Below are 26,530 nucleotides of genomic sequence, written 5' to 3'. Positions count from 1 at the left end.
CTTGCGATTCGATCTCATGACACACCCTCCTGGTCCGTTAGGATATATGGTGTGTCCTCAAAAGTGAAGATAGCTCAGAGAGGCAAATCCCCCCTGTCCCCCCTTCGCAAAGGGGGGACGCTGGTTCGCGTGCAGCCCTTAGGTGCAGCATGTTCCATGTTCGGCCGGACCTTTTCACAAGTCAGATACTTCCTGCGTTTCTCATTGGAAGCCTTGCCAAGCGGGCCGGCGCACGCTAGAGTGTCCCTCATGCCCGCAAGCGTCCGCCAACACTACGAACTTTACCCCTACCCGGACTACCCGCTCTTCGCCTCGGTGCGCCGCCGCGATACCTACGCCAACAACCTGGACGCCCTCTGGTCCCTCTTCAACGGCGAGCTCGCCCCCGCTCCCTCGCGGCGCATCCTGATCGCCGGCTGCGGCAGCTTCGCACCCTATCCCTTCGCCCTGGCCAATCCCGATATAGCCATCACGGCGCTCGACCTATCCGACAAGAGCCTCCGGCGGGCGCGGCTGCACTGCCTCTTGCACGGCATCTCCGGCGTCGACTTCGTCCCCGGAGACCTCTGCGACCCGGGCATGACACCCGGCCCCTACGGGTTCATCGACGCCTACGGCGTGCTGCACCACCTGGCGGACCCGCAGGCGGGGTTGCGCGCGCTGGCGGCGCGGCTGGGCGAGGGGGGGATCCTGCGGGTAATGGTCTACAGCCACTACACGCGCAGGGAGGAGGACTCCATTCGCCGCGCGCTCAGACTCTTGCAGGTGCGGGACCCGGAACAGGTGCGGGGGATGGTGCGCAGAAGCGGGAAGGACTCCCGCCTGAGGGGCTTCTTCGAGAGTTCCGACGAGGTCGCCAGCCGCTCCGGGCTCGCCGACGCGCTGCTCCACCCGCAGGTGACCAGCTACCGCATCGATCCCTTCCTGGAACTGGTGGCGGAGAGCGGCCTCACCCCCCTGCGCTTCGCCCACCACGGCGCGCTGCCGGAGCCGGAGCGGGAGATCGCGCGGATACGGGCCCTGGAGGCGGAAAAGCAGGCGCCGGGGAACTTCGTGCTTTACCTGGGGCGCCACAGCAAGGGGCCCTGCACGGGCCCGCATGGGGTGTTCCGGCTCAACCCCTGCCTGGCCACGGCGCTCGCCACCTGGCGCTTGGGGACGCTGCACCTGCCCGGGCGCCTCGGGCACAAAAATGCCGCCCTGAACGGCGCCGAACGCGGCTTCCTGCGCCGCTTCCGCAACCCCGTCCCGGCGGCTGATCTCTCTCCCACGGAGCTCGCCCGCGCCGGCGACTACGCCGACCGCCTTTTGCTCATGCACAGCCGCAGCTGACGCTGCTAGGCGTCCAGCATCTCCCGGACCTTCTGCAAAAGCTCCCGCGGCCGCACCGGCTTCATGAGCAGTTCCGTCCCCTCCTCGAGCAGGTCCCGACTCTTGATGATGTCCATGGTGTAGCCGCTGGTGTAGAGCACGCGCGCGTTCGGGTCGATCGCCCGGATCGCCTTGCAGGCATCCTTGCCGCTCATCCCGGGCATGATCATGTCCATGAGCACCAGCGAGATCTCCTTGCCGGACTTCGCGTACTGCTGGATCGCCACCGCGCCATTTTCCGCCATGATGACCCGGTATCCAGCGCCGGTGAGGATCTGCTCCAGGAGGACGCGCAGGTCGGCCTCGTCCTCGACCACCATGATGGTCTCGCTCCCCCCTTTGGGCTGTTCCATATCCCGGAGCACTGCCTCGGCAAGCGGGCTGGTCACGCTGAGGGGGAGGTAGATCCTGAAGGTCGTGCCGATGCCGGGCTCGCTGTAGACGTTGACGAAGCCGGAATGCTGCTTGATGATCCCGTAGACGATGGACATGCCCAGGCCCGTGCCCTTGCCCACCTCCTTGGTGGTGAAGAAGGGCTCGAAGATCCTCTTCCTGGTGGCGTCGTCCATGCCGACGCCGGTGTCCGAGATGGAGATCACCGCGTAGGGGCCGGGCTCCCCGATGCCGTTGGCCTGGACGAAGCCGGCGTCGATGCGCAGCAGCGAGGTTTCCACGGTGAGGAGCCCGCCCTGCGGCATGGCGTCGCGCGCGTTGGTGGAGAGGTTCACCAGGACCTGCTCGATCTGGTTGGCGTCGATGTCCACCGGCAGGGGGTGGCGGGCGAACACGGCCTTTAGCTGCACGTCCTCGCCGATGATGCGGGACAGGAACTTCTCCACGTGCCGGATTACTTCGTTGAGATCGGCGGTCTGGGTCTTGATCACCTGCTTGCGGCTGAAGGTGAGCAGTCCGGAGGTGAGCTGCGCCGCCTTGTCGGCCGCGTCCATGATCCGGTCCACCTGTTCGCGGTGCGGCGCCGCCAGGGCGGCGTCGTTTCTGAGCATGCTGCCGTACCCGAGGATCACCATGAGGATGTTGTTGAAGTCATGGGCGACACCGCCCGCCAGCTGCCCGATGGCCTCCATCTTCTGGGATTGGACCAGCTTCTCCTCGAGCTGCTTGCGCTCGGTGATGTCTTCGGCGATGCCGAGCAGATAGCGGGCTTTGCCCTGTCCGTCCAGCAGCGGGATCTTCTTGGTGCGCAGCACCCGGTCCCCGACCGGCGTGGAAACCACCTCTTCGGGGATCTCGACCAGCTCCCCCTGCTCGAGGGTTTCCCGGTCTTTCTGGCTGAAGAACTCGGCCTGGTCGGGGGGGAAAAGATCGGCGTTGCTTTTGCCGAGGATTTCGCGCCGGGTGTACCCGAGTAGTTCCTCGCCGTACTTGTTGATGGTGATGAAGCGCAGCTGCTGGGCGTCCTTGGCGAAGATCATGGCGGGGATGTGGTCGACGATGTTCTTCAGGAACTCTTCGCTTTGGCGCAGCGCCTCCTCGACGGCCCGCCTCTGGGTGATGTCGCGGGCAACGGCCAGGACGTAGGCGCGGTCCCGGAAGTGCATCCGGTTCAGCATCAGTTCGGCCCAGAAGCTACCGCCATCCTGCCGGTGCAGCTCGGTGACGATCAGGTCGCGCACCTCGGCGGCATCGGCCGTGGAGCGGATCAGGGAGACGGCGGCGGGGTTGTCCTGCAGGTCGGAAAGATCGAAAAGGGATTTCTCCAGCAGCTCGGCCCGGCTCCAGCCCAACTGCCGGCTGGCGGACTCGTTGAGGTCGACGATCCTCCCGGTCAGCACCTCGACCAGGAAGATGGCGTCGTTACTGTGGTCCAGAAAAGCCTTGAGGCGCTCCAGCTCCTCCAGGCGCTGCTGTAGTTCTGGATAGTAGGTCTTGCGCATGGAGGTTTCCCCGAGCCCGGCCAGCTTGCGCTGCAGCGCTTCCAGCGCGTCCTGGGCGGAGGCTTCGGCGGAGTCCTGCGGTTCGTCGGCGTCGCCAGGGAGACGGGGGTCAGAGGGATTCTTCATAGACAACCTCTATGTCCCTCTTGGAGGCGCGGCGCGGGTTGGTGGCCATGCAGGGGTCTTTCAGGGCGTGCTTGGAGAAGAGCGTCAGGTCGTCGCGCCCCACCCCGACCTCGGCCAGGGTGCGTCCCACACCGGCTTCGGCTTTCAGATTGCGGACGTGTTCCAGGAGGCGTTTCTTCTTTTCGGGTTGGGTCAGGCCGCGCAGGTCGAGCCCTAAGGCCTGGGCGATCCGCTCGAAACGCTCCGGGGTCGCGTCGAAATTGAATTCGATGACGTGATCGAGGAGGATGGCGTTGCACTCGCCGTGGGCCAGGTCCAGCGCGCCCCCCAGGCTGTGGGCCATGGCGTGGTTGGCGCCGAGGATGGCGTTGGAGAAGGCGAGACCGGCCTGCAGGCTCCCCATCATCACGTTGCCGCGCAGCTCCTCGTTGTCCAACTCCCGGATGCTCGGCACCAGGTTCGCCGACAAAAGCCTCAGGGCCTCCAGGGCGTGCAGGTCCGTCATGGTGGAACTGGCGGTGGAGACGAAGGCCTCGATGGCGTGGGTCATGGCGTCCAACCCGGTGCAGGCGGTGAGATAGGGATCCATGGTGATCAGGGTGACCGGGTCGATGAGCGCTATGTCCGGCACCACGGACTTGCTGATGATGGCGATCTTAACCCGCTCGCGCGGATTGCTGATGATGGTGAACTGGGAGACGTCGGCGGAGGTGCCGCCGGTGGTCGGGATGCAGATCAGGGGGGGCATGGGGGCCTTGACCATGTCGACCCCCTCGAACTCGAGGATGTGCTTGTGGTTGGAGGTGACGATGCCGATACCCTTGGCGCAGTCGATGGGACTGCCGCCCCCGACTGCCACCAGCGCGTCGCAGTGCTCCGCCTGGTACAGCGCGACGCCGGCCATGACCTCGTCGGCCTTGGGGTTGGGGGTCAGGGCGGTGAAGAGGACCCAGGAGACGCCGGCAGCATCCAGGCTGTCGGTGACGTCCTTGGTCCACCCCGCCTTGACCACACCCGGGTCCGACACCACCAGGACCTTGCGCCCGCCGAGGTTCTTGGCGTAGCGCCCGGCCAACTCACGCGCTCCAGCTCCGAAGATGAACTCGGGAGCAAGAAATTTTCTAAGCTGCAGACCTTCCGCCATCTCCCATCTCCCTGATCGAACAATCACCCGTCAATCACAGACTGCAAGGACAGCAAAACCTACCGGCAACCCACGTAGTGTAGCAGTATTTGTACGTTATTGCCATGGTTAAGCACCTCTTGTTTAGTGCACTTTAATCGACCGGTGGCGCAAAAACTTTATGACAAATTTGACGTCGGTGGAAATCTTCGAGCTCTGAGTCGGAACGTCGGCAGCTGCGGTACGACTTACAGTGAGTGCGGAATGGAGACAGTAAAAAACTGTGCAGAGACTGTTGCGCGAGAACTCCCATTATTGGGGCGACCCTGTGAGGCTCTGTGACAGCAATAGCTTCTGTCGTAGGGAGAACGGAAGACGCGGGTTCGTTTATTCTCATTCATGAAAAGCGGCCCGCTTCCGAATAGCTCAGCTGGAACAAGGTTTTTCATAAGAGCCAAAGGAGAAGCGCATGTCTACCATACGGGCCAAGATGATCGTCAACTTGGTGGTAATGCTGATCACCATCGCCGTCATCGTTACCTTGGAATTCCGTACCATCGCCATGCTCGGGACCATGCAGGACGAAAGCGCGCAGCGCTCCGACGCGGCGGTCCTCGCCAAAGAGGCCTCCATGGGGGGGGTCGCGCTGTACCGGATCATAGCCGATGCCGAGATCAACGGGGATCTGGAGCAGACATCGAAGAATTGGCAGGCCAAGAAGGCGGAGGTGCTCAAGTCGCTACGGGACGCCGTGGCGAACGCCGATACCACGGAGGAAAAGAAGCTGGCGGCGGAAGTAGAGGTCGCCACGACCAGCGTGATCCGGACCTTCGAGGAACAGATGCTGCCGGCACTGAAGGCCGGGCGCGGCAACACCAAGGAGGTAAAAGATCTGGACAACCAGATCGACGCCCACTTGGACAAGATCGAGAAGGCGATGGACCAGGTGACCGACTCCCTGGTCAAGGAGATGCGCCAGGCTGACAAGGATTTCGACGCCCAGCGCAAAAAGGCGCTGGCGCTGGCGGTCGGCATCGGTATCGCGGGTGCCCTGCTGCAGGGAGCTCTGGGCCTCGTGCTGCTTAGGGCGATCATGGCTTCGGTCAATGCCATCCGTGCGCTGCTCACCTCGGTGAGCGCCGGGGACCTCACCTGTCGGGCCACTATCAACAGTCGGGACGAACTCGCGCAAACCGCCGGCGATTTCAACGAGTTCGTGCAGGAGCTGCAAGGCATGGTGCGGCAAATAGCCGCGAATTCGCAGCAGGTGGTGGCAGAGTCGGGACGGCTCAGTGCCGGTGCGGAAAAAATAGCCGCGGCTGCGGAGCAGGTGGCGCAGCAATCGACGACGGTAGCCACCGCGGGTGAGGAGATGTCCGCTACCTCCGGGGACATCGCCAGCAACTGCCTGAAGGCGTCCGAAGGCGCCAATCTCGCCAGCGCCACTGCCCAGGAAGGCGCCCAGGTGGTGGATCGGACCGTGTCGGCCATGGCGGACATCGCGACGAAGGTTCAGGAATCGGCCCAGGCGGTGGCGAGTCTTGGGGAGCGTTCCGACCAGATCGGCGCCATCATCGTCACCATCGATGAAATTGCCGACCAAACCAACCTGCTTGCGCTGAATGCCGCTATCGAAGCGGCCCGTGCCGGCGAACAGGGCAGAGGATTTGCCGTGGTCGCCGACGAAGTGCGGGCCCTGGCGGAACGGACCAGCCGTGCCACCCGCGAGATTGATGACATGATCAAGGCCATCCAGAGAGAAACGCGGGGCGCGGTCGCGGTGATGGAACAGGGGGTCGAGCAGGTGACGGCGGGGACGGCGGAGGCAGCCAAATCGGGTGACGCCCTGCGCGCGATACTGGACCAGGTGCATGACGTGGCCATGCAGGTGAACCAGGTGGCGACGGCGGCCGAGGAGCAGACCGCGACGACCGGGGAGATTTCCGGCAGCATGCAGCAGATCACCCTGATCGTGCAGCAGACGGCTTCAGGCGCCAACGAGTCGGCCGTTGCTGCGCGCGAACTTTACCGGAATGCGGAACAGTTGCAGCAGATGGTGGAGCATTTCCAGGTATAGGTGCAGGCCGACAAAAAGATTGCAGGCAGGGGAGCGGGGCGGAAACGCCTCGGCAAGCGAGCAGATGTCGGCCACCGCCGAAGAGCTCTCCTCGCAGTCCGAGCAGCTGCAGGGGTGCCGCGCCATACTTCAGCAACTTTCCCTTTCTACCTGCTCCAGTAGCTCCAGGGCGGCCTCGTCATCGTACTCCTCGAAGAGCCCGCGGATGTCGTTGATGTAGGAGTGCACCAGGAACAACTCGTCCAGGCTGCGTCCGCCGTTTTGGTCCGGCTGCCCGACCCGCGCCAGCTTCTCCTTGAACTTCTCCCAGAATGGGTTGCTTTTGCCCGGGGCGTCGATGTGCCGGCGCAAGAGTGCGACCAGCTCTCGGGAGTTCTTATACCCTTCTATCCCCGCAAAGGAAATGTAACGATCCGGTTTGTCCTGCTTCTGCATCTCGGCGCTCCTCGGTAGGCTACCGGACCAGGTCCAGGCGCAGCGCGAAGGTGAGGTTGTAGCCGGCCAAGGGGTGATTGCCATCCAGTGTCACCGCTTCCTCGCTCACCTCGGTCACCAGCATCACCCGCGCCGTGCCGCCGGCGAACTCGATGCCCAGTTTTTGCCCCGCCCTGATTTCTTTTTCCGCAGGGAAACTGCGGCGGGGAACCTTGATGACGTTCTCGGTGAGCCGGGCGCCGTACGCCTCGTCGGCACTCAGGGCGATGTTCCGGGTTTCGGCCGGGCGCATGCCGATGATCGCTTTCTCCAGCGCGGGAAACAGTTCCCCCGCCCCCAGAGTGACCGTCAGCGGGCCTTCCGCCTCGGTGCTGTGGAAGATGGTGCCGTCGTCCAGGGTGCCGATGTAGCTGATGGTGATGGTGTCTCCCATGCTGGCTGCCGCCATAGCTGCGTCTCCTTAGCTGCTGTTTTTGCCGGCGCCGACAGGCAGGTGCCGACGGGGCATAGGACGGGCTTGCAACTCCTAGACCAGCGGCAACATTGCGATGGGAGGTATAGGAAGGGCGGGCGAAGGCGGGGCTTGGGCGGGAGAGCGGGAGAGCGGGAAGTGATGACGGTACAAGTTCTAGGAATTGCCACCGTAGGGGTCGGTGTAGGGGGAGGCATCTGGAGGGGGTGCGCCGGGCATAGCGGGGGCGGGTGAAACCTCTTTGAGCGGGGTCCGGTCTTTCACCCGGAACACTTCGATGGCGGCCTTTCCTTCCAAGGGGCAGACGTTCTCGCAGATGCCGCAGCCGTTGCAGAGCTCATCTACGACGTAGGGCTGCTGCACGACTCTCTTCACCCCGTCGAAGCCGGTCAACTCGACCCGCTCGGAGCGGATCGCCTTGCCGGGGATGGGGCAGTGCTCCTCGCAGACGATGCAGTCGATCCTCTTGGCGAAGGGGAGGCAGTGGTTCTTGTCGAAGACAGCTTTGCCGATCACCTGGCGCTGCTTCTCTTCCCTGCCGAGATCGGGAATGGCGCCGGTGGGACAGACCTGGCCGCAGAGGGTGCAGTTGTACTCGCAATAGCCAAGGCGCGGCACCAGTAGCGGCGTGTACATCCCTTCTACCCCGGCCTGGAAGAAGGCGGGATAGAGCGCGCTTCTCAGGCAGACCTTCATGCACTCGCCGCAGCGCACGCACTTTTTCAGGAAGTCATCCTCGTCGCGCACACCCGGCGGCCGCAAGAGCTTCGCCTGCGCGGCGGGCTCCCGGAAGCGGAACCCCTTGGCCAGTACCACCCCGCCCACAAGCCCCCCGAGGAAGACGCGCCGCTCCATGACCGGCCCGACCTGTGGGCACGACCCGGCAAACCGGAAGCGAACCCGCTGCGACGGGCAGCGCAGGGAGCACTCCAGGCAAAGGATGCATTCATCCATTTGCAGCAGATCCCGGTCGAAGGAGGTGGGGCAGTGCTCGCGACAGGCCTGGCAGTCGGCGCATAGCTTCGCGGGGGTGCGGTGCAGGGGACCCAGGCGGGAGACCAGCCCGAGCAGCGTCCCGAGCGGACAGAGGCGGCGGCACCAGGCGCGCCTTTCGTAGCGTTCCAGGAACAGGATCAGCATGAACAGAAAGGCGGAGAGAAAGGCGAGCGGGTAGAGGGTTTCCCGGAAAGGGAGCAGGTAATCGCGCAGCAGGCGGTAGCCGGGGTCGAGCAGGTCGCGCCGCTCCCCCATGACGCCGTACAGTGAGCGCCAGCCGCCGCGCACGGTGTCGCCGAACAGGGGGTGGAAGAAGAAGGTGAGTGCGCGCAGGAGGAGCGCGATGGGGTCGAAGAGGCCGGCCAGGTTCACCCCGAGCAGGGAGGCGGTCAATAGCGGCAGGAGTAGCCAGTACTTGGCGCGTCCGGTGAGGGCGCGGAGGGCGCCGACCTTGCGGATCCTGCCGGTGACGAGGTCGAGGATGGTGCCGAGCGGGCAGATCCAGCCGCAGAAGAAGCGGCCCAGGAACAGGGCCGCAACGAGCACGAGCAGGCCGGGCAACAGTAGCGGCTGGTACTCTCTCGCCGCCAGCATGGTGCTGGCGGCGGTGAGCGGGTTGGCGCGGAAAAATCCGTTCACCGCCGCCACGATGCGGTCGCTCCCCCGGTACTCGGTCATCAGGAACAGGACCAGGAACAGGGCGAGGAACAAAAGCTGGGAGATGCGGGAGGAGGTGACCTTTTTCAAACCCGAACGATCCTCATCTTGTCGAGGTCCATCTCGCCCAGCCCGCGCTGGTAGGCGGCACGGGTCACGGCGATATCGGCGGGTTTCAGGCCGAAGAGAGTGGTGGCGTAGGCGTCGGCGGCGACGATGTCGGTGGAGGCGATCACCTGGTTCAGGACCTTGACGTCGGCGAGGTTCCCGCCTTGGGGGCCGTGTGCGGTGAGGATCCTGGTGGCGTCGATCAGGGTGAGTTGAGGACGGAAGGAGGCGTTCACGTCGGCGAGCGCCTGGTCGATGTTCTTGTGAATGGAGCCGCGGTTGCCTCCCATGATCCCCATCACGTTCTTCATGCCGAGGGTAAGGCGGCTCAGACCGTGGTGCTTGGCAACTGGGACGTTGATGTAGACGTCGGCGGAGAGCGCTTCACCGTAGAGTTCCCACTCCTTGAGCACCTTTCCGTTCAACGCCACCTTCTTGAAGCGCTCCTCCTCGAGGTGCTTCACCTCAACCCCTTTCATGCCGTGTAGCGCAGACTCGATGCCGCTGGAGGCGTAGCAGCGCCGCGCGTCGTTGCAGGTCCGGTCGAATACCTTCACCCTTTTCGCGCCCGCCTTCAGGCACTCCTCCACCAACGTCTTCACCACGACCGGATTGGTGGTGGCTGCATACTCGGGGGTGCGGTCCCAGCCGATATTGGGCTTCACCACCACGGTCTGCCCCGGTTTCACGAAGCGCTGCATGCCGCCCAGCGCCGCCAGTGCCTTGCGGGTGATGGCGGCATGGTCGGTGCCTTGCGCCACTGCCACCACGGGCCCTTGCGCCGCAAAGAGGTTGCGCAGCCAGCCATGCAGGAAAAGAGAGGACATGCCCAGTATCTTGATAAACTGCCGTCTTTCCATGGAAACCTCCCGGCAAAGATGTGAGCGGCGTGACGCCAGGTCTCATTATAGGGGCGTGCACCGGGAATTCAACGCGTGCAGAGGAAAAAGGGAGGCCCGCCGCGCAAAGCGTCAGCCTCCCACGCTTTCTCGCGCCCCCGCCCTCCGTCCCCTGTCCCTCGTTCCGCGAACATTGAACGTTGAACATCTTTCGTTTTTCTATTGACCCGTCTACAGCTTCACGGTTTAGTATGCCTGCTGTCATGGCCATGACGCCACAAACAGCACAAAGGAGCGACGACTATGAGCAAAGTGACAGTTGAGGAGTGGACGGCCCGGTTCCGGGCGATAGGGCTGGACGATGCGGCCATGGAACAGTGGCATCGCCTGTTCGAGCGGGAGAATCCGGAGGGGCACCAGGAGTTCCTGAAATGGCTGGGGCTTCCGGCCGAGCGCATCGCGGCCGTCCGCAAGCATCACGCCTGATCTCGCGGCCCCGGGTAGGCCCGGGGCCGCTTCCTTCGCAGGAGGTTTCATGTACCGCATCAGCCAGTTGGCCCGGAAGTTCGGCCTGTCCCGCAGCACGCTGCTCTACTACGACCAGGAGAGACTACTCTCACCCTCCGGGCGCAGCGAGGCAGGTTACCGGCTCTACTCCGAGACCGATCTGGAGCGACTGGCGGCTATCGTCTCCTTCCGCAAGGCGGGGCTCTCCGTCGAGGAGACCCGCGCCGTCCTGGAGTCGCAGGAAGGGGAAACATCGGTGCTCAGGAAGCGCCTTGCCGCCATCGGCGCAGAGATCCGCGCCCTTCAGGTCCAGCAGCACCTGCTGGCCCGGATGCTGCGGGTGCAGTCGGAGGGGGGGCTCCCCGAGAGCGTGGACAAGGAGACTTGGGTAGCGATGCTGCGTGCCGCGGGCATGGACGACAAAGCCATGGAAACCTGGCATGCCGAGTTCGAGCGGCGGGCCCCCCAGGCGCACCACACCTTCCTGCTCGGCCTCGGCATTCCCGAGCAGGAGGCGCAGGTGATCCGGGAGTGGTCCGCGGCAGCCGCGCCGGCCCGGTCTTCCCGGACGCGCTAGAACTTCCCGCTCCGCGTTGAATTCTCCAAGCATATAGTTAGAATGTGCTGATTGTTTGCAGGCCCATTCGACCTGACCAAGGAGAACCACATGAAAACAACCGAGATGTTCGCCGCCCATCCCAGAAAACTCACCATGGACATTACGGCTATCACCGAGTGCATCAACTCGCTGGTGGAGTGCGCCGACGTCTGCACAAGCTGCGCTGATGCCTGCCTGGGCGAGCAGATGGTGCAGGACCTCACCAAGTGCATCAGTCTCAACCTCGACTGCGCCGACATCTGCCAGACCACCGCCCGCATCCTTGCCCGCCAGACCGATCCCGTCCCCCAACTGCTCAGGACCCAACTCGAGAGCTGCGCCGTCGCCTGCCGCCTCTGTATGCAGGAGTGCGAGGTCCATTCCGAGATGCACCAGCACTGCCGTATCTGCCGGGCCAGCTGCCAGAACTGCGAGAAGATCTGCCAGGACCTGATCTCGCGCCTGTCCGAGGGAACCAGGACCACCTTCCTGTAACAGTGCCGGGGGCGGCTTAGGCCGCCCCCCATTCCGAGCCGGGACAAGACCGGGAGGCTGCACATGAGCAAGCTGGCCTGTAACGTCGTCGCGTATCGACCTGATCCGGAAATGCTTGCCGCACGCTTCGAGCCGCGCCAGGTCGAGGTGCTGCTGGAGCAGGCGGAGGGACTGCTGGCGCGCGCTGTCGCCGAATTCAGGGAGTATGCCGCGTTGGACCGGGCTTGGCAGGAGCTAAGCCATGACCTGGAGATCCTGGAGCAGGAACTGAAACTGGACCGGCAGCGGGTGGAAGGGGAGGAACCGCCGGCGGCGGAGGAGCCTGTCCCGGAACCGGCGGCTGCCGAGGAGCAGGCCCCGGGAGAAGAACCGCAGCAGGAGGCGGAGGGAGAGGTGCCGGCAGAGGCGGCACCCGAGGCGGAGAGCGCCGGCGAAGCCGTAGCGGAAGAAGAGCCGGTTGTCATCACCAGCATGCTCGAACTGCGCGGCGAGTCGATCCGGCGCAGGAAGGAACTGGTGGCCGCGGGGGGACCCCTGGCGCTCGACGAGCAGCGCGACCTGGTACTCAGGCGTCTGTGCCGCGACTACGAGGAGGGGCTGAACCGGGTCGCGGTGGCGGAGGAGGGGTTGAGGCGCATCTTCGGCTACGAGGTCGCCTCGCCGCTCAGTGCCTGGTCGGAAACCCTGGGTGCCTCCCTCGCCAGCAACATCATCTGGACGCGGAACGCGCTGGAATGGCTCGCGCTCTACCTGCAGGGGGAACAGGCCTTCACCCGCGCCTTTTCCGTTCGCGCCCTCATGAACCGCAACGCCTGGGGGCAGTTGCGCCATGCCCGGGACAGCTTCTCGGTGCGGCTCCAGGTCCCGGCCGAACTCTTCCAGGGCTTCGAGAACTGCCGCTTCCGTGGCGTGAGTGCGTCGTTGCTCGGCGAGGCGGGTGGCATCCCCTGGTCGGCCGTGGTGCGGCTCCCCGAGGCGGCGCATTACCTGAGGTCCGGTCAGCGGGTGGAGGTGGACCAGCGCGAGCTCGCTCCGATCCTGCTAGGGCGGGTGGAGAACCGGCGCTCCGTACGCCGCTCCGAATTCTGCGGCATGGCCACCCACCTGAACGCGAGCCCGGTGGGAAGGGCGGTGAATGAGGGGCAATGGTACGTGGAACTGCTGCGGCCGGTGGGAGCCGTCTCGGAGCAGTTCGCCCAGGTGGACGACCTGGTGATCGAGGTGAAGGTTTCCGCGGTTATGCAGAAGACAGAGCGATGACAAGGCGTGCCGGCGCACCAGGCGCCGGTACAGGAAAAGGGGGTTACTCATGGAAAAGTTGCGGTTAACCAGCCCGGCCTTTCAGGATAACGGGCGCATTCCCGCCCGATACACCTGCGACGGCGACAACATGAACCCCGAATTGAGGTTCGAGAACATCCCGGAAAGGGCCAAGTCGCTGGCGCTCGTCATGGAGGACCCGGACGCCCCGAACGGGCTGTGGGTGCACTGGATACTCTGGAATATCGGGCCGAGGGTGACTTCGCTGGTGGAGCAGGCCGAGCCGCGCGAGGTGGTGATCGGCAAGAACAGTTGGGGGCATAACCAGTACGGCGGGCCCTGCCCCCCTTCGGGGAGCCACCGCTACATCTTCCGGCTCTACGCGCTGGACACTACCCTGGACTTGCCCGGGACCGCCAGCAAGGGGCAACTGGACGTGGCCATGCAGGACCACATCCTCGCGGAGGCGTCGCTTACCGGACTTTACGGCGGGGGGTAGCGGAAGGGAGGAAAACCAAGGGACGGGGCACCCGGTCGCTGGTACAGGGCCGGGTGCCTTTTTGTCAGGATTCGGTGCGTTCGTTGATGAAGTTGGTGAAGGCGCGGTCGGTGTTCTGGATGTGGCCCACCAGCCAGTCCTTGAGGAATACCAGTACGTCGATGGCTACGAAGGATTCGCCGGCATCGGAGCGGTCCTTAAAGTTGTTGATGGAGTTGATGAACTTGCGGTGGGCGGCGGCGTGCGAGGGGGCCGCGGCATAGTCGAGCTCCGCCATCAACTGCTCCTCGGTCCGGAAATGGTACTGGGTGTAGTCGAGCAGCTCCGCGACCACCCCCTCCAACTCGTGGCTGTGGTCGTGCAGCATGAGCGCACGGTAGCACCGGTTCAGGATGTCGACCAGCTTTTGGTGATGTTCATCGATCTGCGGCATTCCCAGGATCAGCGTGTTGTCCCACTCTACCAGAGTCATTGATTACCCCGACTGCAACTGTCAAAAATAAGCAACTCGGTCATATCATCGGCAGGAACACATAAAACTGCAACACTTTATTGCCGGTTACTTGAAAGCGATCACTTCCAGGTGGCCGTAGTCCCCCCGCTGTGCCTTGAGGGCGCGCCGCTCGAACTCTTTTTCCCTTCTTTGGCGCGCCACATCATCCCGCTCGCCGGCGCCGGTACGTGACAGCACCCGCCGCAGCACGAGCCCACCTACCAGCAGCGAAGCCAAGCCGTACCTGCGCTTGTAGATAAGGCCGAGGGCGCCACCCACCAGCAGCGCCGCCCGCGGGTCGCTAAAGAGATCCAGGGCCGACTGCAGCCCAAGCTTCAGGTTCAACTGCCTGACTTGGGGGTCCAGGTTGCTGCGCTGGTCCCTCCGGTAGTTGAGGGGGAGATCCGCCAGCCGTGCCAGATTGTCGCTGTTCATGCGTTAGCTCCTTTTGCCGGGGATGACGACGAAGCTTATCTTAACAGCGCCACCCGGTTCCTCAATACGCGCCCTGATTTTTTCGGCAGGAGCAGCGGACCGGCGCCGGTACTTGACTTCGCCACCGCCGCAGATAAAGTGGGATTTTGTTAATTTGCCCGGGAGGCGTGGGGGAATCGTCATGGCAGCCGACCTTAACAGGGAGTTGGCCGAGGGGGCCCTCGGCAACAGTGTCAGTATCATCGACCCGCTGCGCAACCACCGCTGGGACCGCTTCGTACAGCAGCACCCTTACGGCTGGATCACGCACCTGTCAGGATGGAAGCGGGTACTGGATGCCAATTTCCCCCATATGTACGGCTACTACCTGGTCATCAAGGATGCCGCGGACGGGATCAAGGCGGCGCTCCCGGTATATAGCGTGGAAAGCTGGCTCACGGGCCGGCGGCTGGTAAGCATCCCCTTCGCCACCCTGTGTGACCCCTTGGTGACCGATGCAGGAGACATGGAGCTGCTGAGCGAAGCGGTGCTGTGCCTGGCGCAGTGCCTGGGCATCTCCCGCGTCGAGATCAGGACCGCGGCCGCCGCGCACCTGCTGAACAGGGATCGGTTCCACGCCGACTGCCTCCGCAAACACCACTCGCTTACCCTGTGCGACGACCCGGAGCAGGTCTGGCAACGCTTTCATCGCAGTTGCGTGCGGCAGCGCATCGCCCGCGCGGAGCGGTGTGACCTGCACCTGATCCGCGGCAAGCGCGAGTCGGACCTCAGGGAGTTTTACCTGCTGCACCGCGTCACCAGGAAGCGGAAGGGCTTGCCTCCCCACCCCTACCTGCTGGTGAAGGCGCTCTGGCAGACCTTTGGGCCGCAGGGGCTGGTGGAGCTGCTGTTGTGCCGCAAGGGGAGCGAAACCGTCGCCGGCCTGCTCCTTTTCAAGTTCAAAAGCCGCGTCTCCATCGAGTACTCGGCGGTCAACGCCCTGCACAACGACTCGAGCCCGGTGCATTTCCTGTTCTGGACTGCGATCAGGGAGGCCTGCCTGCAGGGATACCGGGTGCTGGATTTCGGCCAGACCTCGGAGCACAACAAGAGCCTGATGGAGTTCAAGTCCCACTGGGGTGCACAGGTCACCGACCTCCCCCATTTCCTTTACCCCAACGCTCCACCCCACTCCAGCGCCATGGGGGACGAGTCCATGGCCAAGAAGCTGCTGCAGTTCGTTTGCAACAAGGCCCCCGATACGGCGCTCAGCTACCTGGGTGACTTCTGTTACCGCCACCTGGGATAGCGCCGGTTGGTTTTGAAGGTTTCTCTGCTACCCTTGTACCGCCTGGTGGGAACAGGCTAATGGCGCAGTGAGCCACAGTGGCTCGGGATCATCCCAACCGGGATGGAAGGAGGAAGACATGGCCGAGGCAAGAAGGATTCAGGTTCAGGAGGCACGAAGGAAGGTGCAGGCAGGCGAGGCGCTCTTTGTCTGCTCATACGACAGCGAGGAGATGTGTGGCGGCATCCGGCTGGAAAAAGCCTGGACGATGGGCGAGTTCAACGCCAGGCTCCCCGAGGTGAAGAAAGACCAGGAGATCATCTTCTACTGCAATTGACCGCAAGAACATACGTCTGCCGGTCGGGCAGCTGAGTTTGCAGAGAAGGGATTCACCAAGGTATGGGCGCTGCAGGGCGGGGTGAACGCCTGGAAAGAGGCGGGGTACAAGTAGGGGGAGATCCATGGACGGAAAAGGGCCCTCCGGCAGTTGCCGGAGGGCCCTTTTTGTTTATTCGGCGTCGGGCGCTTCCGTCGGCTCCTTCTTGTCGGGCGCCTCGCCCAGGAAGGTGGCGATGCCGTCCCGGGTCCACATCACGGCCTGCTTGCTCCGGAAGGGCTGCAGGAAGTAGTAACTCTTGGGGTCGATGGGCTGGGTGTCCTTCTCGTAGCTGATCAGCGCGATCTTGTCGTGGGTCGCCGCGTAGGCGCGGATCTCGTCGCGGCTGCGGAGTTCAACCAGAGGCTGGCTCAGCCTTGCCAGGAAATGGAATTGCCCGTGGTATTTGCCAGTGTGCAGCACCTGGTATCCCTCGGCCTGTTTCTGCCGCACCGCTTCGGCGATCGGGTGCAGGTCGTAGCGCTGGAACATGGTGTTCCCCCCAACCAGGAACAGGAGGCAGCAGGCCAGCGAGGCGACGGCTACCTGGTTGACCAGGGCGGGCATGGTGCGCGGGCGCAGCATAAAGAGCACTGCCCCCAGTACGATCAGCCCGGCTGCGGCGATCCTGATCTCCATGAGGTCGAAGTGCTTCAAGAGCTTGCCGTGTTTGATGAGCGACGCGGTGATCAGTCCGGCCCCCAGAAAGAGGTAGAGGCCGGCGATGGGGAAGCGGAAGCGCGCCGCCTCTCCCTGCTCCTCGGCGACGCTGCGGGCCATAAGCAGGCTGAAGGTCGGCAGCACCGGGATCAGGTAGTGCACCTGCTTGCCACTCAGAAGCGAAAAGACGACCACGCTCCCCGCGCCCCAGATCAGCACCATCTTAAAGCCCGGGTCGGACGAGAGGCGCTTCCACGCCCGCCACGCCGGCGGAAAAAGGGTCCAGGGCATCAACAGCGTCGGGATCCAGGGAAGGTACCACCAGATGGGGCGTTTGTGCGCGAAGGAGTTCGCCATCCGGTTTACGGTCTGCCCCCACAGGATGGCGCGCCGGTAGGTTTCGCCGCCGGTGAGCGCCGCCGGGACCAGCCAGAAGAGCACCACGCCGATGCCGATCAGAATAGAGAGCCCGAGCCAGGCGTACCATTTGCCGGAGAAGCGCTCCCTCGGCACCCAGAGAAAGCCCAGAAGGGCGACCGGGAGGACGTAGACCAGCACCACCGGCCCCTTGGTCAGGATGCCGCCACCGATGGCTACGCCGAGTTGCAGGTACCAGGCGAGCCGGTGTTCCTGGGCCGCCGAGACCACCGCCAGCACCGCGACGAGCACCCAGAAGGCCAGGATCACGTCGAACATGATCACGCTGGACCAGAGCAGGTAGGAGAGCATGGAGGCGAGGATCACCGCCGCGTAGCGCGCCACCTGCCGGTCGTCCCACAGTTTGAGCGCGATGCGGTACACCAGGGTGAGGTTCAAGAGGCTGAAGATGAGCGGGATGAAGCGCAGCGTCCCCTCGTTGACCCCGAACAGGAGCCAGTCCAGGTTCAAGAGCCAGAAGAGCAGCGGCGGCTTGTGCGAGTAGGGGAGCCCGTTTTGCAGCGGCACGATGAAGGAGTGGTTGTTCCACATCTCCCACGCCACGCCGAGGTAGCGCGTTTCATCCACCGGGAAGTAGGGGAGCAGCAGGGCAAGCACGATCCCGGGGATGACCAGGATCGCGATGGGGAGGCGCAGCTCTCTAATCAGCAGCCGGATCGCTTGCGGCATCTTTCTTTTCCTTGTGGATGAAGAAGAGGTTCCTAAGGTAGACGGTGGTGCCGAAGGCCTGGCCCAGGATGAAGACCGGGTCCTTGCGGTACAGGGAGTAGACCAGCAGGATCAACGAGCCGAAGATGCTGAAGTACCAGAATGACTCGGGAATGACGCTCTTTCTCTTTTTCTCGGTGGCGATCCACTGCACCACGAAGCGCATGGTGAAGAAGAACTGCCCGGCCAGGCCGATGGCCACCCAGGCCTTTTCCGTTAAAACCATCTAGTCGCACCTCGTGATCTTTACGTTCTTTGCGCGCATGCGCAGCCAGCACACCCCGAAGATGTCGACGATGCCGACCCAGAGGCGGTTCAATGTCCCGTACTTGGAGACCCCCGCGGTGCGTGGGCGGTGATGCACCTCGACGGAGATGACGTCGCCACCCTTCATCTTGATCAACGCGGGGAGGAAGCGGTGCATGTGGTCGAAGAAGGGAAGCTCCAGGAACGCCGCGCGGTAGAAGACCTTGAGGCCGCAGCCGGTGTCCGGCGTCTCGTCGCGCAGGAAGGAGCGGCGATATGCGTTGGCCAGCTTGGACGAGATGATGCGCCAGGGAGGATCGTCCCTCTTCTTGCGGTAACCCGCCACCATCTTCAGGTTCGGGTTGTCGCTTTTCAGGATCGCCTCGACCATCTTGGGGACATCGGCCGGGTTGTTCTGGCCGTCGCCGTCCATGGTGGCGATGATGGTGCCGCCGGCCTGCCTGATGCCGGTGGCCACCGCGGCGCTCTGGCCGTAGGCGCGGTCGTGCTGGACCACCTTGAGGGAGGGTACCGAGTTCTTCAGGGCGAGCAGCCGGGCATGGGTGTCGTCGGTGCTGCCGTCGTCGACGACGACGATTTCGCACTCAAGTCCCGTGGCGACGATTTCCTGTACCAGGTTCCCTATGTTGTCCGCCTCGTTGTGGGCCGGTATTACGACTGAGATAGTGTTCATTTTTTCTCTGTTTTTTCAATTGGATGCTGCCACGATTGGCAGGAACGGACAATTTGACAACATATCACAACGTCCGTGGTGAGTCATAGCTTTTTTTGAATGACAAAACTGTCATCTTCCGCGGCTCTAGCGGGTTTTCAGCATCGTTTCCAGCACACAGCGGACTGCGGAAAATTTGGTATACGCGGTTACGTTTACAACTGTTTAGTGCTAGTCTTTGCCAATGGTTACTTCACTGCTCTCCACTGACGATCTCACACAGGCCCGGGCGCTACTCGAAGCAACCGGCCTGCAGTTCGAGACACCCTATGACGATCTGGTCGGCATCTTCGCGGCCGGGCGCCTGGTCGCTGTCGGCGCGAGGCAGGGGCGCACCCTGAAGATGCTCGCGGTGGCCCCCTCGCACCAGGGCGGGACACTACTGGACGAGGTGGTGACCGAACTGGTCGGACGCGGCTACCAGGAGGGGGTCGACTCTTTTTTCATATTCACCTCGCCCGCACTGGCGCCCAACTTCGAGACCCTCAATTTCAACCTTCTGGCCGCTTCCGGCAAGACCGCCCTCCTCGAGTACGGCGACGGCCTCAAGCGCTACCTCACCCGGTACACCCGCCTCATCCGCCCCGGCAACAACGGCGCCATCGTCGCCAACTGCAACCCGTTCACCCTGGGGCACCGCCATCTGGTGGAACAGGCCGCGGCCGCAGTGGACCAGCTCTTCCTGTTCGTGGTGCGCGAGGAGCGTTCCCTGTTTCCCTTCGTCGCCCGCATGCGCATGGCCCAGGACGGCACCGCCGATCTCCCCAACGTCACCGTGATCGATACCTCGTGGTACGCCGTCTCCAGCATCACCTTCCCCACCTATTTCCTGAAAGACGGGGACCCCGGCGGGGCCATCCAGATGGAACTCGACCTCCTGCTTTTCGCGCAGCGGATCGCGCCGCACTTCCACGTTAAGTCCCGTTTCGTCGGGAGCGAGCCCCTGTGCGGCACCACCGCCGCCTATAACGAGGCCATGCACCGCATCCTCCCGCCGCTGGGGATCGAGGTGCGGGAAACAGAGAGAAAGAACGCGGACCAGCAGCCGATCTCCGCCTCGCGCATACGTGACATGCTGCTGCGCGGCGAACTGGAGGGGATCGCGGAGCTGGTGCCGGTCAGCACCCTGGACTTCCTTCTCTCAAGCGAGGGAATCAAGATCTGGGACAAGGGAGGAGCTAAATGAAGATCGTGAAGAAGGCGCAGGCAGGGACCATGCAGTCCAGCGACCTGATGGTGTTCCTGGAGCCGGCCGAGACGCTGAACGTGACCATAGAGTCGACGGTACTGAAGCAGTTCGGGGCGCTGATCCGGGCCAAGGTGGACGAGATGCTGCAAAAGCACGGCATCGACGCGGGCGAGGTGCGTATCACCGACCGTGGCGCGCTCGACTACGCCATCGAGGCACGCCTGGAGACGGCGATCATGCGGGGGACGGAGGGGTAAATGGAAGGTCTCTGGTACAAGGAGTGCAGTAACGGCAGGCGCTTCATCATCAAGATCACGCCGGGTGAAAGTCTCACCACCCGGCTTTTGCAATTCGCCCACCTGACCGACGTGCGCTACGCCATGATCGTCTCGGCGCTCGGCAGCGTGAAGAACGTGCGCCTGAGGGGGATCAAGACCGGCGCCAAGCTTCCCATCACCCCGCCGCGGGTCACCATCCACGACATCGAGGGGCCCTGCGAACTTCTGGGGCTGCAGGGGAACATCGTCCCCGGCGAGGACGACCTGCTGGACTGCCACTTCCACATCATGATGTCCAAATCATCGGGCGAAGTGGTGGGGGGGCATCTCTACGAGGCCGAGGTCTTCGCCACCTGCGAGATCATCCTCACCGAACTCGACGTCTCCGGCGTCGAACGCCACGTTTCCAAGGTCGGGGGGATCCCCACCATCTACATCGACGAGGAGGCGCCCTGATGGCCGGCTTCAAGCTGCGACGCTCCCTGCTCTACGTTCCGGGCAACATGCCCTCCATGCTGCAAAACATCCCCATCTTCAACTGCGATTCCGTCATCATCGACCTCGAGGACGCGGTCCCCCTCTCCGAGAAGGACGCGGCGCGCCATCTGGTACGGCACTTCCTGCTGAACTACACCGACCGCAACAAGGAACTCCTGGTCCGCATCAACCCGCTCGACACCAAGTGGGGCTACGAGGACCTGAAGGTGGTGCTCCCGGCCATGCCCGACGGCATTCGGCTCCCAAAGGCGGACACCCCGGAGATCGTGGAGCGGCTGGACACGCTCTTGACCGAGTTCGAGGAGGAACTCGAGGTGGAGATCGGCCGATTCGGCATCCTCCCCTCGCTGGAGAGCGCGCTCGGGGTCATCAACGCGGTCGGCATCGCCAATAGTTCCGAGCGCATCTTCGCGCTCGCCTTCGGCGCCGAGGACTACACCGCCAGTATGGAAATCGAGAGAAGCCGCGGCGGCGAGGAACTCTTCAACGCCCGGACCCGCGTGCTTTGGGCCGCCAAGGCCAAGGGAATCCAGGCGGTAGATACCATCTTCGCCGACGTCTCCGACATGGAGGGGCTCCGCAACGAAACCGAGCTGGCGAAAAGGCTCGGCTACACCGGCAAGTGCCTGGTCAACCCGCGCCAGATCGAGGTGGTGCACGACGTCTTCGCCCCCAAGCAGCACGAGGTCGAGTACGCCCTGCAGGTCATCGAAGCGATCCAGCGGGCGCGCCAGTTGGGTACCGGCGTTATCGCGCTGGGCGGCAAGATGGTGGACGCCCCGGTGGTGAAGCGCGCCGCCCGCGTGCTGCGCACCGCCTACGCCCACGGCATGGTGGACACCTTGATTGACGAGGAGGCGATACATGGCGCTCAATAGCCTGGGACGGGAGATCCCGGAAAGCTACGCGGGAAAACCGCTCATCCCTTACGGCGACCCTTTCGCCATCCGGCCGGTAGGCACCGTGGCGGCCCGTCCCCTGAAGCGGGTGAACCCGGGTGAGAAGAAGCTCCTCTCGTCGCTTCGGGAGGCTATCGAGGCGAGCGGGCTCAAAGACGGCATGACCATCGCCACGCACCACTCCTTGCGCAACGGTGACTTCCTGCTGAACCGGATCGTGGCCGAGATCGCGGATCTTGGCCTCAGGGGGATCTGGATAGCCTCCTCCTCGGTGCACCCGGTGCACGCCGAGATCATCCCGCACATCAAGAGCGGCGTCATCGCCGGCTTCCAGTGCGGCGTGAACGGCCTGATCGGGGAGATGGCCACCAAGGGCGAGATCTCCTGCCCCATCGTGGTGCGCACCCACGGCGGCCGCGCCCGCTCGGTGATCGAGGGGAGCGTGCCCATCGACGTCGCCTTCATCGCGGCGCCGTGCTGCGACGAGTACGGCAACATGAACGGCTACTACGGCCCCTCGGCCTGCGGCAGCCTGGGCTACGCCCAGATCGACGCCACCTACGCCTCCCGCGTCGTCGCCGTCACCGACAACCTGGTCCCGTTCCCGGTGGTCCCGGTCAGCATCCCGCAGACCCTGGTGGACTACGTGGTGGTCGTGGATCGGCTCGGCGACCCGGCCAAAATCGTCTCCACCACCACCCGCGTCACCACCGATCCGGTCGGACTGCAGATCGCGAGCTATGCGGCGCAGGTGATCGAGGCGGCGGGGCTGTTGCGGGACGGCTTCTCCTTCCAGACCGGCTCGGGCGGCATCTCTTTGGCCGTGGCCGAAAAGGTGCGTAACGCCATGCGCAAGGGCTCCATCAAGGGGAGCTTCGGTTGCGGCGGCATCACCGGCTACTTCGTGGAGATGCTGGAGGAGGGGCTCTTCTCGGCGCTCATGGATGTGCAGTGCTTCGACCAGGAGGCGGTACAGTCCATCGGGAGGAACCGCGCCCACCAGGAGATCAGCGCCGACATGTACGCGAACCCCTTCAACGCGGGGGCGGTGGTGAACCGGCTCGACTGCGTCATCCTCGGCGCCACCGAGGTCGACACCTCCTTCAACGTCAACGTGAACACCGAGTCCAACGGCTACCTCTTGCACAACACCGGCGGGCACTCCGACACCGCGGCCGGCGCCAAGCTCTCCATCATCGTCGCCCCCTCCATCCGCGGGCGGCTCCCCATCGTCAGGGACCGGGTCACCACCATCACTACCCCCGGCGAAACCATCGGCGTGGTGGTCACCGAGCGCGGTATCGCGGTGAACGAGAAGCACGCCGAACTCAAGGAAGAGCTGATCAGGAGGAAGCTCCCGGTCAAGGAGATCGGGGAATTGCAGCGTGAGATATGTCGGGTCACCGGGACGCCGCGCCCCCTGGAATTCGAGGACGAGGTGGTGGCGGTGATCGAGTATCGGGACGGGAGCATTATCGATGTCGTCAGACGCGTTAAGGAATAGCATCCTCGCAGCGCGGGATGCCCGCCAGGAGCTTGTGGACGGGCTGTTCCCGACCCCGTTCCCAGCCACGGTGATGTTGTCGCTGAACCTGCCGGGGGCGGCGAAGACCGGGCCGCATGCGGAGCGCCTCTTCGCCTGGGGCGAAAAGGAACTCGTCTCCGCCATGAAGGTGACGCCTGCCTTCTCGGGCGCCGATGCCCTCGGACCCTTCGCGCTGTACCGTACCCGGCTCCAAGTCACCCAGGTGAAACGGCTGGGGATGGCGCTGGAGGCCAGGCACCCGGCCGGGCGACTCCTCGACCTCGACGTCTATGACCATGCCGGCCGCCAGGTCGGTCGCGCCGAACTCGACATCGCCCCCCGCAGTTGCCTGATCTGCCGCGAGCCCGCTCTCGCCTGCATCCATGCCAAGCGCCACAGCACCGAGGAACTGGTGCTCAAGGCGCGGGCGGTGATCGATGCGATCTGAACTGAGGCGGCTGGCCGACAACCTGGTGCGCGGCGCCTTTCTGGAACTCTACCTGACCCCCAAGCCCGGGCTCGTCGACCTGAACGATGCCGGCTCCCACCACGACCTCTCCATCAGCCGCATGGAAGCATCCCTGGCAGTAGTCTCCGGTTACCTCCGCCGCCTGGCCGATTCGCTGGTGCGAGGTGAGGAACTCACGGCCCAGGTGCGTTTGGGAATCGAGGCCGAGCAGGCGATGCTGGAGCGCGCCGGCACCAACTGCCACAAGGGGTACATCTTCTTGAGCGGTCTTTTGCTAGCTGCGGCCGCCCGGTCGCATAGGGCAGGGGAGGCGGCGCTCAGCGCAGCCGTCGCGGACGTCGCCGCCCGGCTTTTCGAGGTGGCCGGGCAGGATGACAGTAACGGCAGCCGCGCCTGCGACAACTACGGCGCCCGCGGCATCAGGGGGGAGGCCCTGGACGGGCTCCCAGCGCTGTTTCGGGAAGCGCTCCCCGCTTTCCGTTGCGAGCTGGCGGCGGGCAACAGGGGCAGCGCGGCGTACGCCATGCTGGGACGGCTGATGGCCACTGTCGAAGACACGACCGCTCTGCACCGCTGCGGCAGGGAAGGGCTACGCACCGTTCGGGAGGATGGCCGGGCGCTGGAGCAGTTGGTCGAGCAACGCGACGACTTCATGAGTTTTCTGGCCCAGCGCAACGAGCACTACGTGAGCCGCAATCTCACCATGGGGGGAGTCGCCGACCTGTTGGCCCTCTCCTTTGCATGGCTTAGCCACACCGGCGAACTGGAGCCCCCCCGGCAGTAGCGCCGCCGTTTGACAATGACAAGTTAATGATATTTAATTTCGCCTATGGCTCATTACAGCGTGCCCCATAGCGTCATCGCCCTCCTCTTCTTCCTCTGCAGCGCCGCACCCGCGGCGATCAGCCTCTTTTCCGGTTTCCTACTGCCTCGCCTACTGCACTACAACCATCTCGACCACCCTAAAAGCGAAAAGAAAGATAGCAACTCCATCATCAAGCGGCTGTCCTTTCGCGCGCTGATTTCCGCGGCCAGCGCAGGTCTCGCCTGTGAAATGAGGTACTAGCCATGGACGCTAGCAAAAGGGAAGGGCGCTCCCCCCGGCATCCATGGGAGAGGGCGCGGGCCGGGGCGCTGGCAGCCCTGCTGGGAAACACGCTGCACGAGGGGGTAAAGGTGCTCGGGGTGGGCTGCGGCGACGGCTATCTTTGCCGCACCATCTTCGGGGGGCTGCAGAGCAAGGAGGTAGCCGCGGTCGACCCGGACCTCCCCGAGACGCGGTTGAACGAGGAGCCCGACCCGGGGATCAGCTACGGACGGGAGCTTCCCCCGGCTAGGAACAGATACGACCTCACCCTGATCGTGGACGTGCTGGAACGGGTGCAGGATGACCGGGGCTATCTGAAGCGGGTGGTACGGCAGCACGTGGCTCCCAAGGGGCGTGTCCTGGTTACTGTCCCCGCCTTCGAGGCGCTCTACAGCGGTCATGACTGGTTTCGCGGTCACTACCGTCGCTATCGACTGAAGCAGGTGGAACAGCTCGCTTGGAGCGCAGGGTTGGTCGTTGTGAGCTCCGGGTACCTGTTCGGCTCATTGCTGATCCCGAGGTTCCTGTCATCCAGACTCTACCATTGGGGCCGGGTGAGGGATCGCGGACGCTGGCGTGGTGGGCGACTCCTCGCGATGCTGGTCGGCAAGCTCCTGGAATGGGACAATGCCGTGATGATCTCGCTGGCGCGCGCCGGCATCCTCATCCCGGGAGCAACGGCCTGGGCCTTGTGCGAGAACCGACACGGCGGCAATTGACACATTGTTTTAATTTGACAGCGGGCTTGCTGATAACGTATACAGATTTAAATAAATTACCGGGGGTTACTTAGGCATGGTTGTTTCATCAGAACAAACTGCCGGTTCGGAGCCCACCACACAAGGGACGGAAAAGTACATGCTGAATCTGAAACCGGAGGTCGTAGCCCAGCTCGAGCGCGTGCTCAGCTCAGTCGAAATGTTGCTTCCCAAGGCGGTCAAGGCCGTCAACTGGGCCACCTGCCCCGCCGCCAACTGGCGTCGTCATTCCTTTTCGGGATACCTGGAGGCGGTCAAGGTCACCGACCAGACCAGGCTCGACGACCTCCTGGGTTGCGAGAAGCAGAAAGAAATCATGGTGTTCAACACCCGCCAGTTCCTGAAAGGGCTCCCGGCCAACAACGCGCTCCTTTGGGGTTCGCGCGGCACCGGCAAGTCCTCTATGGTGAAGGCGCTTTTGAACGAGTATGCCCCCGAGGGGCTGCGCGTCATCCAGGTGGAGAAGGAAGACCTCATTTACCTCTCCGAGATCTTCAGCGCCGTCGAGGACCAGCCCTACCGTTTCATCCTTTTGTGCGACGACCTCACCTTCGAGATCGGCGAACTCTCCTACAAGATGCTGAAGAGCGCCCTGGACGGCTCGGTCTACTCTGCGCCGGAGAACGTGCTCATCTACGTCACCTCCAACCGTCGCCACCTGCTGCCGCAGTACAACACCGACCTTTTGGGCGGCAAGTACGTCAACGGCGAACTGCAGGAGAGCGAGGCGATGGAGGAGAAGGTTTCCCTCTCCGACCGCTTCGGCCTCTGGGTCGCCTTCCACGTCTTCACCCAGGATCGCTATCTCGACGCTGTCCGCCAGTGCGTGGAGCGCGAGGCGAAGGCCCGCAAGGTGACCATCCCCTGGAGCAAAGAACTGGAACTCGACGCGATCCAGTGGTCGCACGACAAGACCAAGCGCTGTGGCCGCACCGCGATGCAGTTCTCCCGGCACTGGGTCGGGCGCTACCTGCTCAATCAGGCCGGCGCCTGATCGCGTAAAACGGCTCGTA

The 26,530-nt window shown here is 63.8% G+C and carries 30 protein-coding genes; 19 read left to right on the top strand and 11 right to left on the bottom strand.

What is annotated here, in order from left to right:
* Positions 1 to 249: 249 nt before the first annotated feature.
* The gene (locus JFN90_RS14430; protein WP_199395819.1) at positions 250 to 1,332 is read left to right on the top strand and encodes a class I SAM-dependent methyltransferase; all 1,083 of its coding nucleotides are present in this window, start codon (positions 250 to 252) and stop codon (positions 1,330 to 1,332) included.
* A gap of 5 nt (positions 1,333 to 1,337) precedes the next feature.
* Here the strand turns inward: JFN90_RS14430 and JFN90_RS14425 are convergent, their stop codons facing one another.
* The gene (locus JFN90_RS14425) at positions 1,338 to 3,392 is read right to left on the bottom strand and encodes a hybrid sensor histidine kinase/response regulator (protein WP_199395818.1); all 2,055 of its coding nucleotides are present in this window, start codon (positions 3,390 to 3,392) and stop codon (positions 1,338 to 1,340) included.
* Complete coding sequence (gene ercA / locus JFN90_RS14420; RefSeq protein WP_199395817.1) at positions 3,376 to 4,536, bottom strand: alcohol dehydrogenase-like regulatory protein ErcA; 1,161 nt, start codon at positions 4,534 to 4,536, stop codon at positions 3,376 to 3,378. Before ercA ends, JFN90_RS14425 begins: the two co-directional genes overlap by 17 nt.
* Before the next feature lie 448 nt (positions 4,537 to 4,984).
* Between ercA and JFN90_RS14415 the strand changes: the two genes are divergently transcribed.
* Positions 4,985 to 6,592 (top strand): methyl-accepting chemotaxis protein, encoded by a 1,608-nt coding sequence (locus tag JFN90_RS14415; RefSeq protein WP_199395816.1) that lies wholly within the window; start codon positions 4,985 to 4,987, stop codon positions 6,590 to 6,592.
* 129 nt (positions 6,593 to 6,721) lie between these two features.
* On the opposite strand, the gene cowN is transcribed toward JFN90_RS14415, so the two are convergent.
* From cowN to JFN90_RS14395, 4 genes are all read right to left on the bottom strand, one after another.
* Positions 6,722 to 7,027 (bottom strand): N(2)-fixation sustaining protein CowN, encoded by a 306-nt coding sequence (gene cowN / locus JFN90_RS14410; RefSeq protein ID WP_199395815.1) that lies wholly within the window; start codon positions 7,025 to 7,027, stop codon positions 6,722 to 6,724.
* A 19-nt stretch (positions 7,028 to 7,046) separates the two neighbouring features.
* Complete coding sequence (locus JFN90_RS14405; protein WP_199395814.1) at positions 7,047 to 7,475, bottom strand: FKBP-type peptidyl-prolyl cis-trans isomerase; 429 nt, start codon at positions 7,473 to 7,475, stop codon at positions 7,047 to 7,049.
* Between the two features lie 180 nt (positions 7,476 to 7,655).
* Entirely contained in the window at positions 7,656 to 9,242 is a 1,587-nt protein-coding gene (locus JFN90_RS14400; protein ID WP_199395813.1) for a 4Fe-4S binding protein, read from the bottom strand.
* The gene (locus tag JFN90_RS14395) at positions 9,239 to 10,120 is read right to left on the bottom strand and encodes a DUF362 domain-containing protein (protein WP_199395812.1); all 882 of its coding nucleotides are present in this window, start codon (positions 10,118 to 10,120) and stop codon (positions 9,239 to 9,241) included. Before JFN90_RS14395 ends, JFN90_RS14400 begins: the two co-directional genes overlap by 4 nt.
* 282 nt (positions 10,121 to 10,402) lie before the next feature.
* Here JFN90_RS14395 and JFN90_RS14390 point away from each other — a divergent pair, with 282 nt between their 5' ends.
* The 5 genes from JFN90_RS14390 (at position 10,403) to JFN90_RS14370 (ending at position 13,458) form a co-directional block, all read left to right on the top strand.
* Positions 10,403 to 10,585, top strand: coding sequence for a MerR family transcriptional regulator (locus tag JFN90_RS14390; RefSeq protein ID WP_199395811.1), 183 nt, complete (start codon positions 10,403 to 10,405; stop codon positions 10,583 to 10,585).
* A gap of 49 nt (positions 10,586 to 10,634) precedes the next feature.
* Entirely contained in the window at positions 10,635 to 11,183 is a 549-nt protein-coding gene (locus tag JFN90_RS14385) for a MerR family transcriptional regulator (protein ID WP_199395810.1), read from the top strand.
* 90 nt (positions 11,184 to 11,273) lie between these two features.
* Positions 11,274 to 11,699, top strand: coding sequence for a four-helix bundle copper-binding protein (locus JFN90_RS14380; RefSeq protein WP_199395809.1), 426 nt, complete (start codon positions 11,274 to 11,276; stop codon positions 11,697 to 11,699).
* A gap of 63 nt (positions 11,700 to 11,762) precedes the next feature.
* Entirely contained in the window at positions 11,763 to 12,959 is a 1,197-nt protein-coding gene (locus JFN90_RS14375) for a hypothetical protein (RefSeq protein ID WP_199395808.1), read from the top strand.
* 49 nt (positions 12,960 to 13,008) lie between these two features.
* The gene (locus tag JFN90_RS14370) at positions 13,009 to 13,458 is read left to right on the top strand and encodes a YbhB/YbcL family Raf kinase inhibitor-like protein (RefSeq protein ID WP_199395807.1); all 450 of its coding nucleotides are present in this window, start codon (positions 13,009 to 13,011) and stop codon (positions 13,456 to 13,458) included.
* A gap of 64 nt (positions 13,459 to 13,522) precedes the next feature.
* On the opposite strand, the gene JFN90_RS14365 is transcribed toward JFN90_RS14370, so the two are convergent.
* A complete protein-coding gene (locus tag JFN90_RS14365; protein WP_199395806.1) occupies positions 13,523 to 13,930 on the bottom strand; it encodes a bacteriohemerythrin in 408 nt (135 codons plus the stop codon).
* 87 nt (positions 13,931 to 14,017) lie between these two features.
* Positions 14,018 to 14,386: a hypothetical protein gene (locus JFN90_RS14360; RefSeq protein WP_199395805.1), complete on the bottom strand. Its 369-nt coding sequence runs from the start codon at positions 14,384 to 14,386 to the stop codon at positions 14,018 to 14,020.
* Positions 14,387 to 14,567: 181 nt separating this feature from the next.
* Here JFN90_RS14360 and JFN90_RS14355 point away from each other — a divergent pair, with 181 nt between their 5' ends.
* Both JFN90_RS14355 and JFN90_RS14350 read left to right on the top strand, forming a co-directional pair.
* Complete coding sequence (locus tag JFN90_RS14355; protein WP_199395804.1) at positions 14,568 to 15,674, top strand: lipid II:glycine glycyltransferase FemX; 1,107 nt, start codon at positions 14,568 to 14,570, stop codon at positions 15,672 to 15,674.
* Positions 15,675 to 15,792: 118 nt separating this feature from the next.
* Positions 15,793 to 15,990 (top strand): ArsR family transcriptional regulator, encoded by a 198-nt coding sequence (locus JFN90_RS14350; RefSeq protein ID WP_199395803.1) that lies wholly within the window; start codon positions 15,793 to 15,795, stop codon positions 15,988 to 15,990.
* 171 nt (positions 15,991 to 16,161) lie between these two features.
* Here the strand turns inward: JFN90_RS14350 and JFN90_RS14345 are convergent, their stop codons facing one another.
* Genes JFN90_RS14345 through JFN90_RS14335 form a run of 3 tightly spaced genes read right to left on the bottom strand, consistent with a single transcriptional unit; the run spans position 16,162 to position 18,775 of the window.
* Positions 16,162 to 17,796 carry an ArnT family glycosyltransferase gene (locus JFN90_RS14345; protein ID WP_199395802.1) on the bottom strand — a complete coding sequence of 545 codons (1,635 nt, stop codon included), beginning with the start codon at positions 17,794 to 17,796 and terminating at the stop codon, positions 16,162 to 16,164.
* Complete coding sequence (locus JFN90_RS14340) at positions 17,768 to 18,061, bottom strand: lipid-A-disaccharide synthase N-terminal domain-containing protein (RefSeq protein ID WP_199395801.1); 294 nt, start codon at positions 18,059 to 18,061, stop codon at positions 17,768 to 17,770. The genes JFN90_RS14345 and JFN90_RS14340 overlap by 29 nt, the downstream gene beginning before the upstream one ends.
* The gene (locus JFN90_RS14335) at positions 18,062 to 18,775 is read right to left on the bottom strand and encodes a glycosyltransferase family 2 protein (protein WP_199395800.1); all 714 of its coding nucleotides are present in this window, start codon (positions 18,773 to 18,775) and stop codon (positions 18,062 to 18,064) included.
* 223 nt (positions 18,776 to 18,998) lie between these two features.
* Here JFN90_RS14335 and JFN90_RS14330 point away from each other — a divergent pair, with 223 nt between their 5' ends.
* The 10 genes from JFN90_RS14330 to JFN90_RS14285 all read left to right on the top strand — a co-directional run bounded on the left by JFN90_RS14330 (position 18,999) and on the right by JFN90_RS14285 (position 26,511).
* Positions 18,999 to 20,000, top strand: coding sequence for a [citrate (pro-3S)-lyase] ligase (locus tag JFN90_RS14330; RefSeq protein ID WP_199395799.1), 1,002 nt, complete (start codon positions 18,999 to 19,001; stop codon positions 19,998 to 20,000).
* Positions 19,997 to 20,260, top strand: coding sequence for a citrate lyase acyl carrier protein (citD, locus tag JFN90_RS14325; RefSeq protein WP_199395798.1), 264 nt, complete (start codon positions 19,997 to 19,999; stop codon positions 20,258 to 20,260). Before JFN90_RS14330 ends, citD begins: the two co-directional genes overlap by 4 nt.
* Positions 20,261 to 20,737: a PPC domain-containing DNA-binding protein gene (locus JFN90_RS14320; RefSeq protein WP_199395797.1), complete on the top strand. Its 477-nt coding sequence runs from the start codon at positions 20,261 to 20,263 to the stop codon at positions 20,735 to 20,737.
* The gene (locus JFN90_RS14315) at positions 20,737 to 21,657 is read left to right on the top strand and encodes an HpcH/HpaI aldolase/citrate lyase family protein (protein ID WP_199395796.1); all 921 of its coding nucleotides are present in this window, start codon (positions 20,737 to 20,739) and stop codon (positions 21,655 to 21,657) included. Before JFN90_RS14320 ends, JFN90_RS14315 begins: the two co-directional genes overlap by 1 nt.
* Positions 21,644 to 23,182: a citrate lyase subunit alpha gene (citF, locus tag JFN90_RS14310; RefSeq protein WP_199395795.1), complete on the top strand. Its 1,539-nt coding sequence runs from the start codon at positions 21,644 to 21,646 to the stop codon at positions 23,180 to 23,182. Before JFN90_RS14315 ends, citF begins: the two co-directional genes overlap by 14 nt.
* Positions 23,157 to 23,651 (top strand): citrate lyase holo-[acyl-carrier protein] synthase, encoded by a 495-nt coding sequence (locus JFN90_RS14305; protein WP_199395794.1) that lies wholly within the window; start codon positions 23,157 to 23,159, stop codon positions 23,649 to 23,651. The genes citF and JFN90_RS14305 overlap by 26 nt, the downstream gene beginning before the upstream one ends.
* Complete coding sequence (locus JFN90_RS14300; RefSeq protein ID WP_199395793.1) at positions 23,641 to 24,456, top strand: triphosphoribosyl-dephospho-CoA synthase; 816 nt, start codon at positions 23,641 to 23,643, stop codon at positions 24,454 to 24,456. Before JFN90_RS14305 ends, JFN90_RS14300 begins: the two co-directional genes overlap by 11 nt.
* Before the next feature lie 45 nt (positions 24,457 to 24,501).
* Positions 24,502 to 24,738, top strand: a complete 237-nt coding sequence (locus JFN90_RS14295; RefSeq protein ID WP_199395792.1) for a hypothetical protein — start codon at positions 24,502 to 24,504, stop codon at positions 24,736 to 24,738.
* Positions 24,739 to 24,740: 2 nt separating this feature from the next.
* The gene (locus JFN90_RS14290) at positions 24,741 to 25,478 is read left to right on the top strand and encodes a class I SAM-dependent methyltransferase (protein WP_199395791.1); all 738 of its coding nucleotides are present in this window, start codon (positions 24,741 to 24,743) and stop codon (positions 25,476 to 25,478) included.
* A 139-nt stretch (positions 25,479 to 25,617) separates the two neighbouring features.
* Positions 25,618 to 26,511 carry an ATP-binding protein gene (locus JFN90_RS14285; protein ID WP_199395790.1) on the top strand — a complete coding sequence of 298 codons (894 nt, stop codon included), beginning with the start codon at positions 25,618 to 25,620 and terminating at the stop codon, positions 26,509 to 26,511.
* Positions 26,512 to 26,530 lie beyond the last annotated feature (19 nt).

It is taken from the genome of Geomonas propionica (assembly GCF_016458235.1).
In the GTDB taxonomy this organism is placed as follows: Bacteria; Desulfobacterota; Desulfuromonadia; order Geobacterales; family Geobacteraceae; genus Geomonas; species Geomonas propionica.
This window is presented reverse-complemented; position numbering and strand designations above follow the sequence as displayed.

Bases quoted from the DNA above. Each gene is read 5' to 3' on its own strand.
- JFN90_RS14290 (WP_199395791.1), top strand. From the start codon at position 24,741: ATGGACGCTAGCAAAAGGGAAGGGCGCTCCCCCCGGCATCCATGGGAG.
- JFN90_RS14430 (WP_199395819.1), top strand. From the start codon at position 250: ATGCCCGCAAGCGTCCGCCAACACTACGAACTTTACCCCTACCCGGAC.
- JFN90_RS14360 (WP_199395805.1), bottom strand. From the start codon at position 14,386: ATGAACAGCGACAATCTGGCACGGCTGGCGGATCTCCCCCTCAACTAC.
- JFN90_RS14395 (WP_199395812.1), bottom strand. From the start codon at position 10,120: ATGGAAAGACGGCAGTTTATCAAGATACTGGGCATGTCCTCTCTTTTC.
- JFN90_RS14370 (WP_199395807.1), top strand. From the start codon at position 13,009: ATGGAAAAGTTGCGGTTAACCAGCCCGGCCTTTCAGGATAACGGGCGC.
- JFN90_RS14295 (WP_199395792.1), top strand. From the start codon at position 24,502: ATGGCTCATTACAGCGTGCCCCATAGCGTCATCGCCCTCCTCTTCTTC.
- JFN90_RS14285 (WP_199395790.1), top strand. From the start codon at position 25,618: ATGCTGAATCTGAAACCGGAGGTCGTAGCCCAGCTCGAGCGCGTGCTC.
- JFN90_RS14380 (WP_199395809.1), top strand. From the start codon at position 11,274: ATGAAAACAACCGAGATGTTCGCCGCCCATCCCAGAAAACTCACCATG.
- JFN90_RS14405 (WP_199395814.1), bottom strand. From the start codon at position 7,475: ATGGCGGCAGCCAGCATGGGAGACACCATCACCATCAGCTACATCGGC.
- JFN90_RS14340 (WP_199395801.1), bottom strand. From the start codon at position 18,061: ATGGTTTTAACGGAAAAGGCCTGGGTGGCCATCGGCCTGGCCGGGCAG.
- JFN90_RS14425 (WP_199395818.1), bottom strand. From the start codon at position 3,392: ATGAAGAATCCCTCTGACCCCCGTCTCCCTGGCGACGCCGACGAACCG.
- JFN90_RS14320 (WP_199395797.1), top strand. From the start codon at position 20,261: ATGGAAGGTCTCTGGTACAAGGAGTGCAGTAACGGCAGGCGCTTCATC.
- JFN90_RS14345 (WP_199395802.1), bottom strand. From the start codon at position 17,796: ATGCCGCAAGCGATCCGGCTGCTGATTAGAGAGCTGCGCCTCCCCATC.
- JFN90_RS14385 (WP_199395810.1), top strand. From the start codon at position 10,635: ATGTACCGCATCAGCCAGTTGGCCCGGAAGTTCGGCCTGTCCCGCAGC.
- JFN90_RS14415 (WP_199395816.1), top strand. From the start codon at position 4,985: ATGTCTACCATACGGGCCAAGATGATCGTCAACTTGGTGGTAATGCTG.
- cowN (WP_199395815.1), bottom strand. From the start codon at position 7,027: ATGCAGAAGCAGGACAAACCGGATCGTTACATTTCCTTTGCGGGGATA.
- JFN90_RS14330 (WP_199395799.1), top strand. From the start codon at position 18,999: ATGGTTACTTCACTGCTCTCCACTGACGATCTCACACAGGCCCGGGCG.
- JFN90_RS14375 (WP_199395808.1), top strand. From the start codon at position 11,763: ATGAGCAAGCTGGCCTGTAACGTCGTCGCGTATCGACCTGATCCGGAA.
- JFN90_RS14390 (WP_199395811.1), top strand. From the start codon at position 10,403: ATGAGCAAAGTGACAGTTGAGGAGTGGACGGCCCGGTTCCGGGCGATA.
- citD (WP_199395798.1), top strand. From the start codon at position 19,997: ATGAAGATCGTGAAGAAGGCGCAGGCAGGGACCATGCAGTCCAGCGAC.
- JFN90_RS14365 (WP_199395806.1), bottom strand. From the start codon at position 13,930: ATGACTCTGGTAGAGTGGGACAACACGCTGATCCTGGGAATGCCGCAG.
- JFN90_RS14355 (WP_199395804.1), top strand. From the start codon at position 14,568: ATGGCAGCCGACCTTAACAGGGAGTTGGCCGAGGGGGCCCTCGGCAAC.
- ercA (WP_199395817.1), bottom strand. From the start codon at position 4,536: ATGGCGGAAGGTCTGCAGCTTAGAAAATTTCTTGCTCCCGAGTTCATC.
- JFN90_RS14335 (WP_199395800.1), bottom strand. From the start codon at position 18,775: ATGAACACTATCTCAGTCGTAATACCGGCCCACAACGAGGCGGACAAC.
- JFN90_RS14300 (WP_199395793.1), top strand. From the start codon at position 23,641: ATGCGATCTGAACTGAGGCGGCTGGCCGACAACCTGGTGCGCGGCGCC.
- citF (WP_199395795.1), top strand. From the start codon at position 21,644: ATGGCGCTCAATAGCCTGGGACGGGAGATCCCGGAAAGCTACGCGGGA.
- JFN90_RS14305 (WP_199395794.1), top strand. From the start codon at position 23,157: ATGTCGTCAGACGCGTTAAGGAATAGCATCCTCGCAGCGCGGGATGCC.
- JFN90_RS14315 (WP_199395796.1), top strand. From the start codon at position 20,737: ATGGCCGGCTTCAAGCTGCGACGCTCCCTGCTCTACGTTCCGGGCAAC.
- JFN90_RS14350 (WP_199395803.1), top strand. From the start codon at position 15,793: ATGGCCGAGGCAAGAAGGATTCAGGTTCAGGAGGCACGAAGGAAGGTG.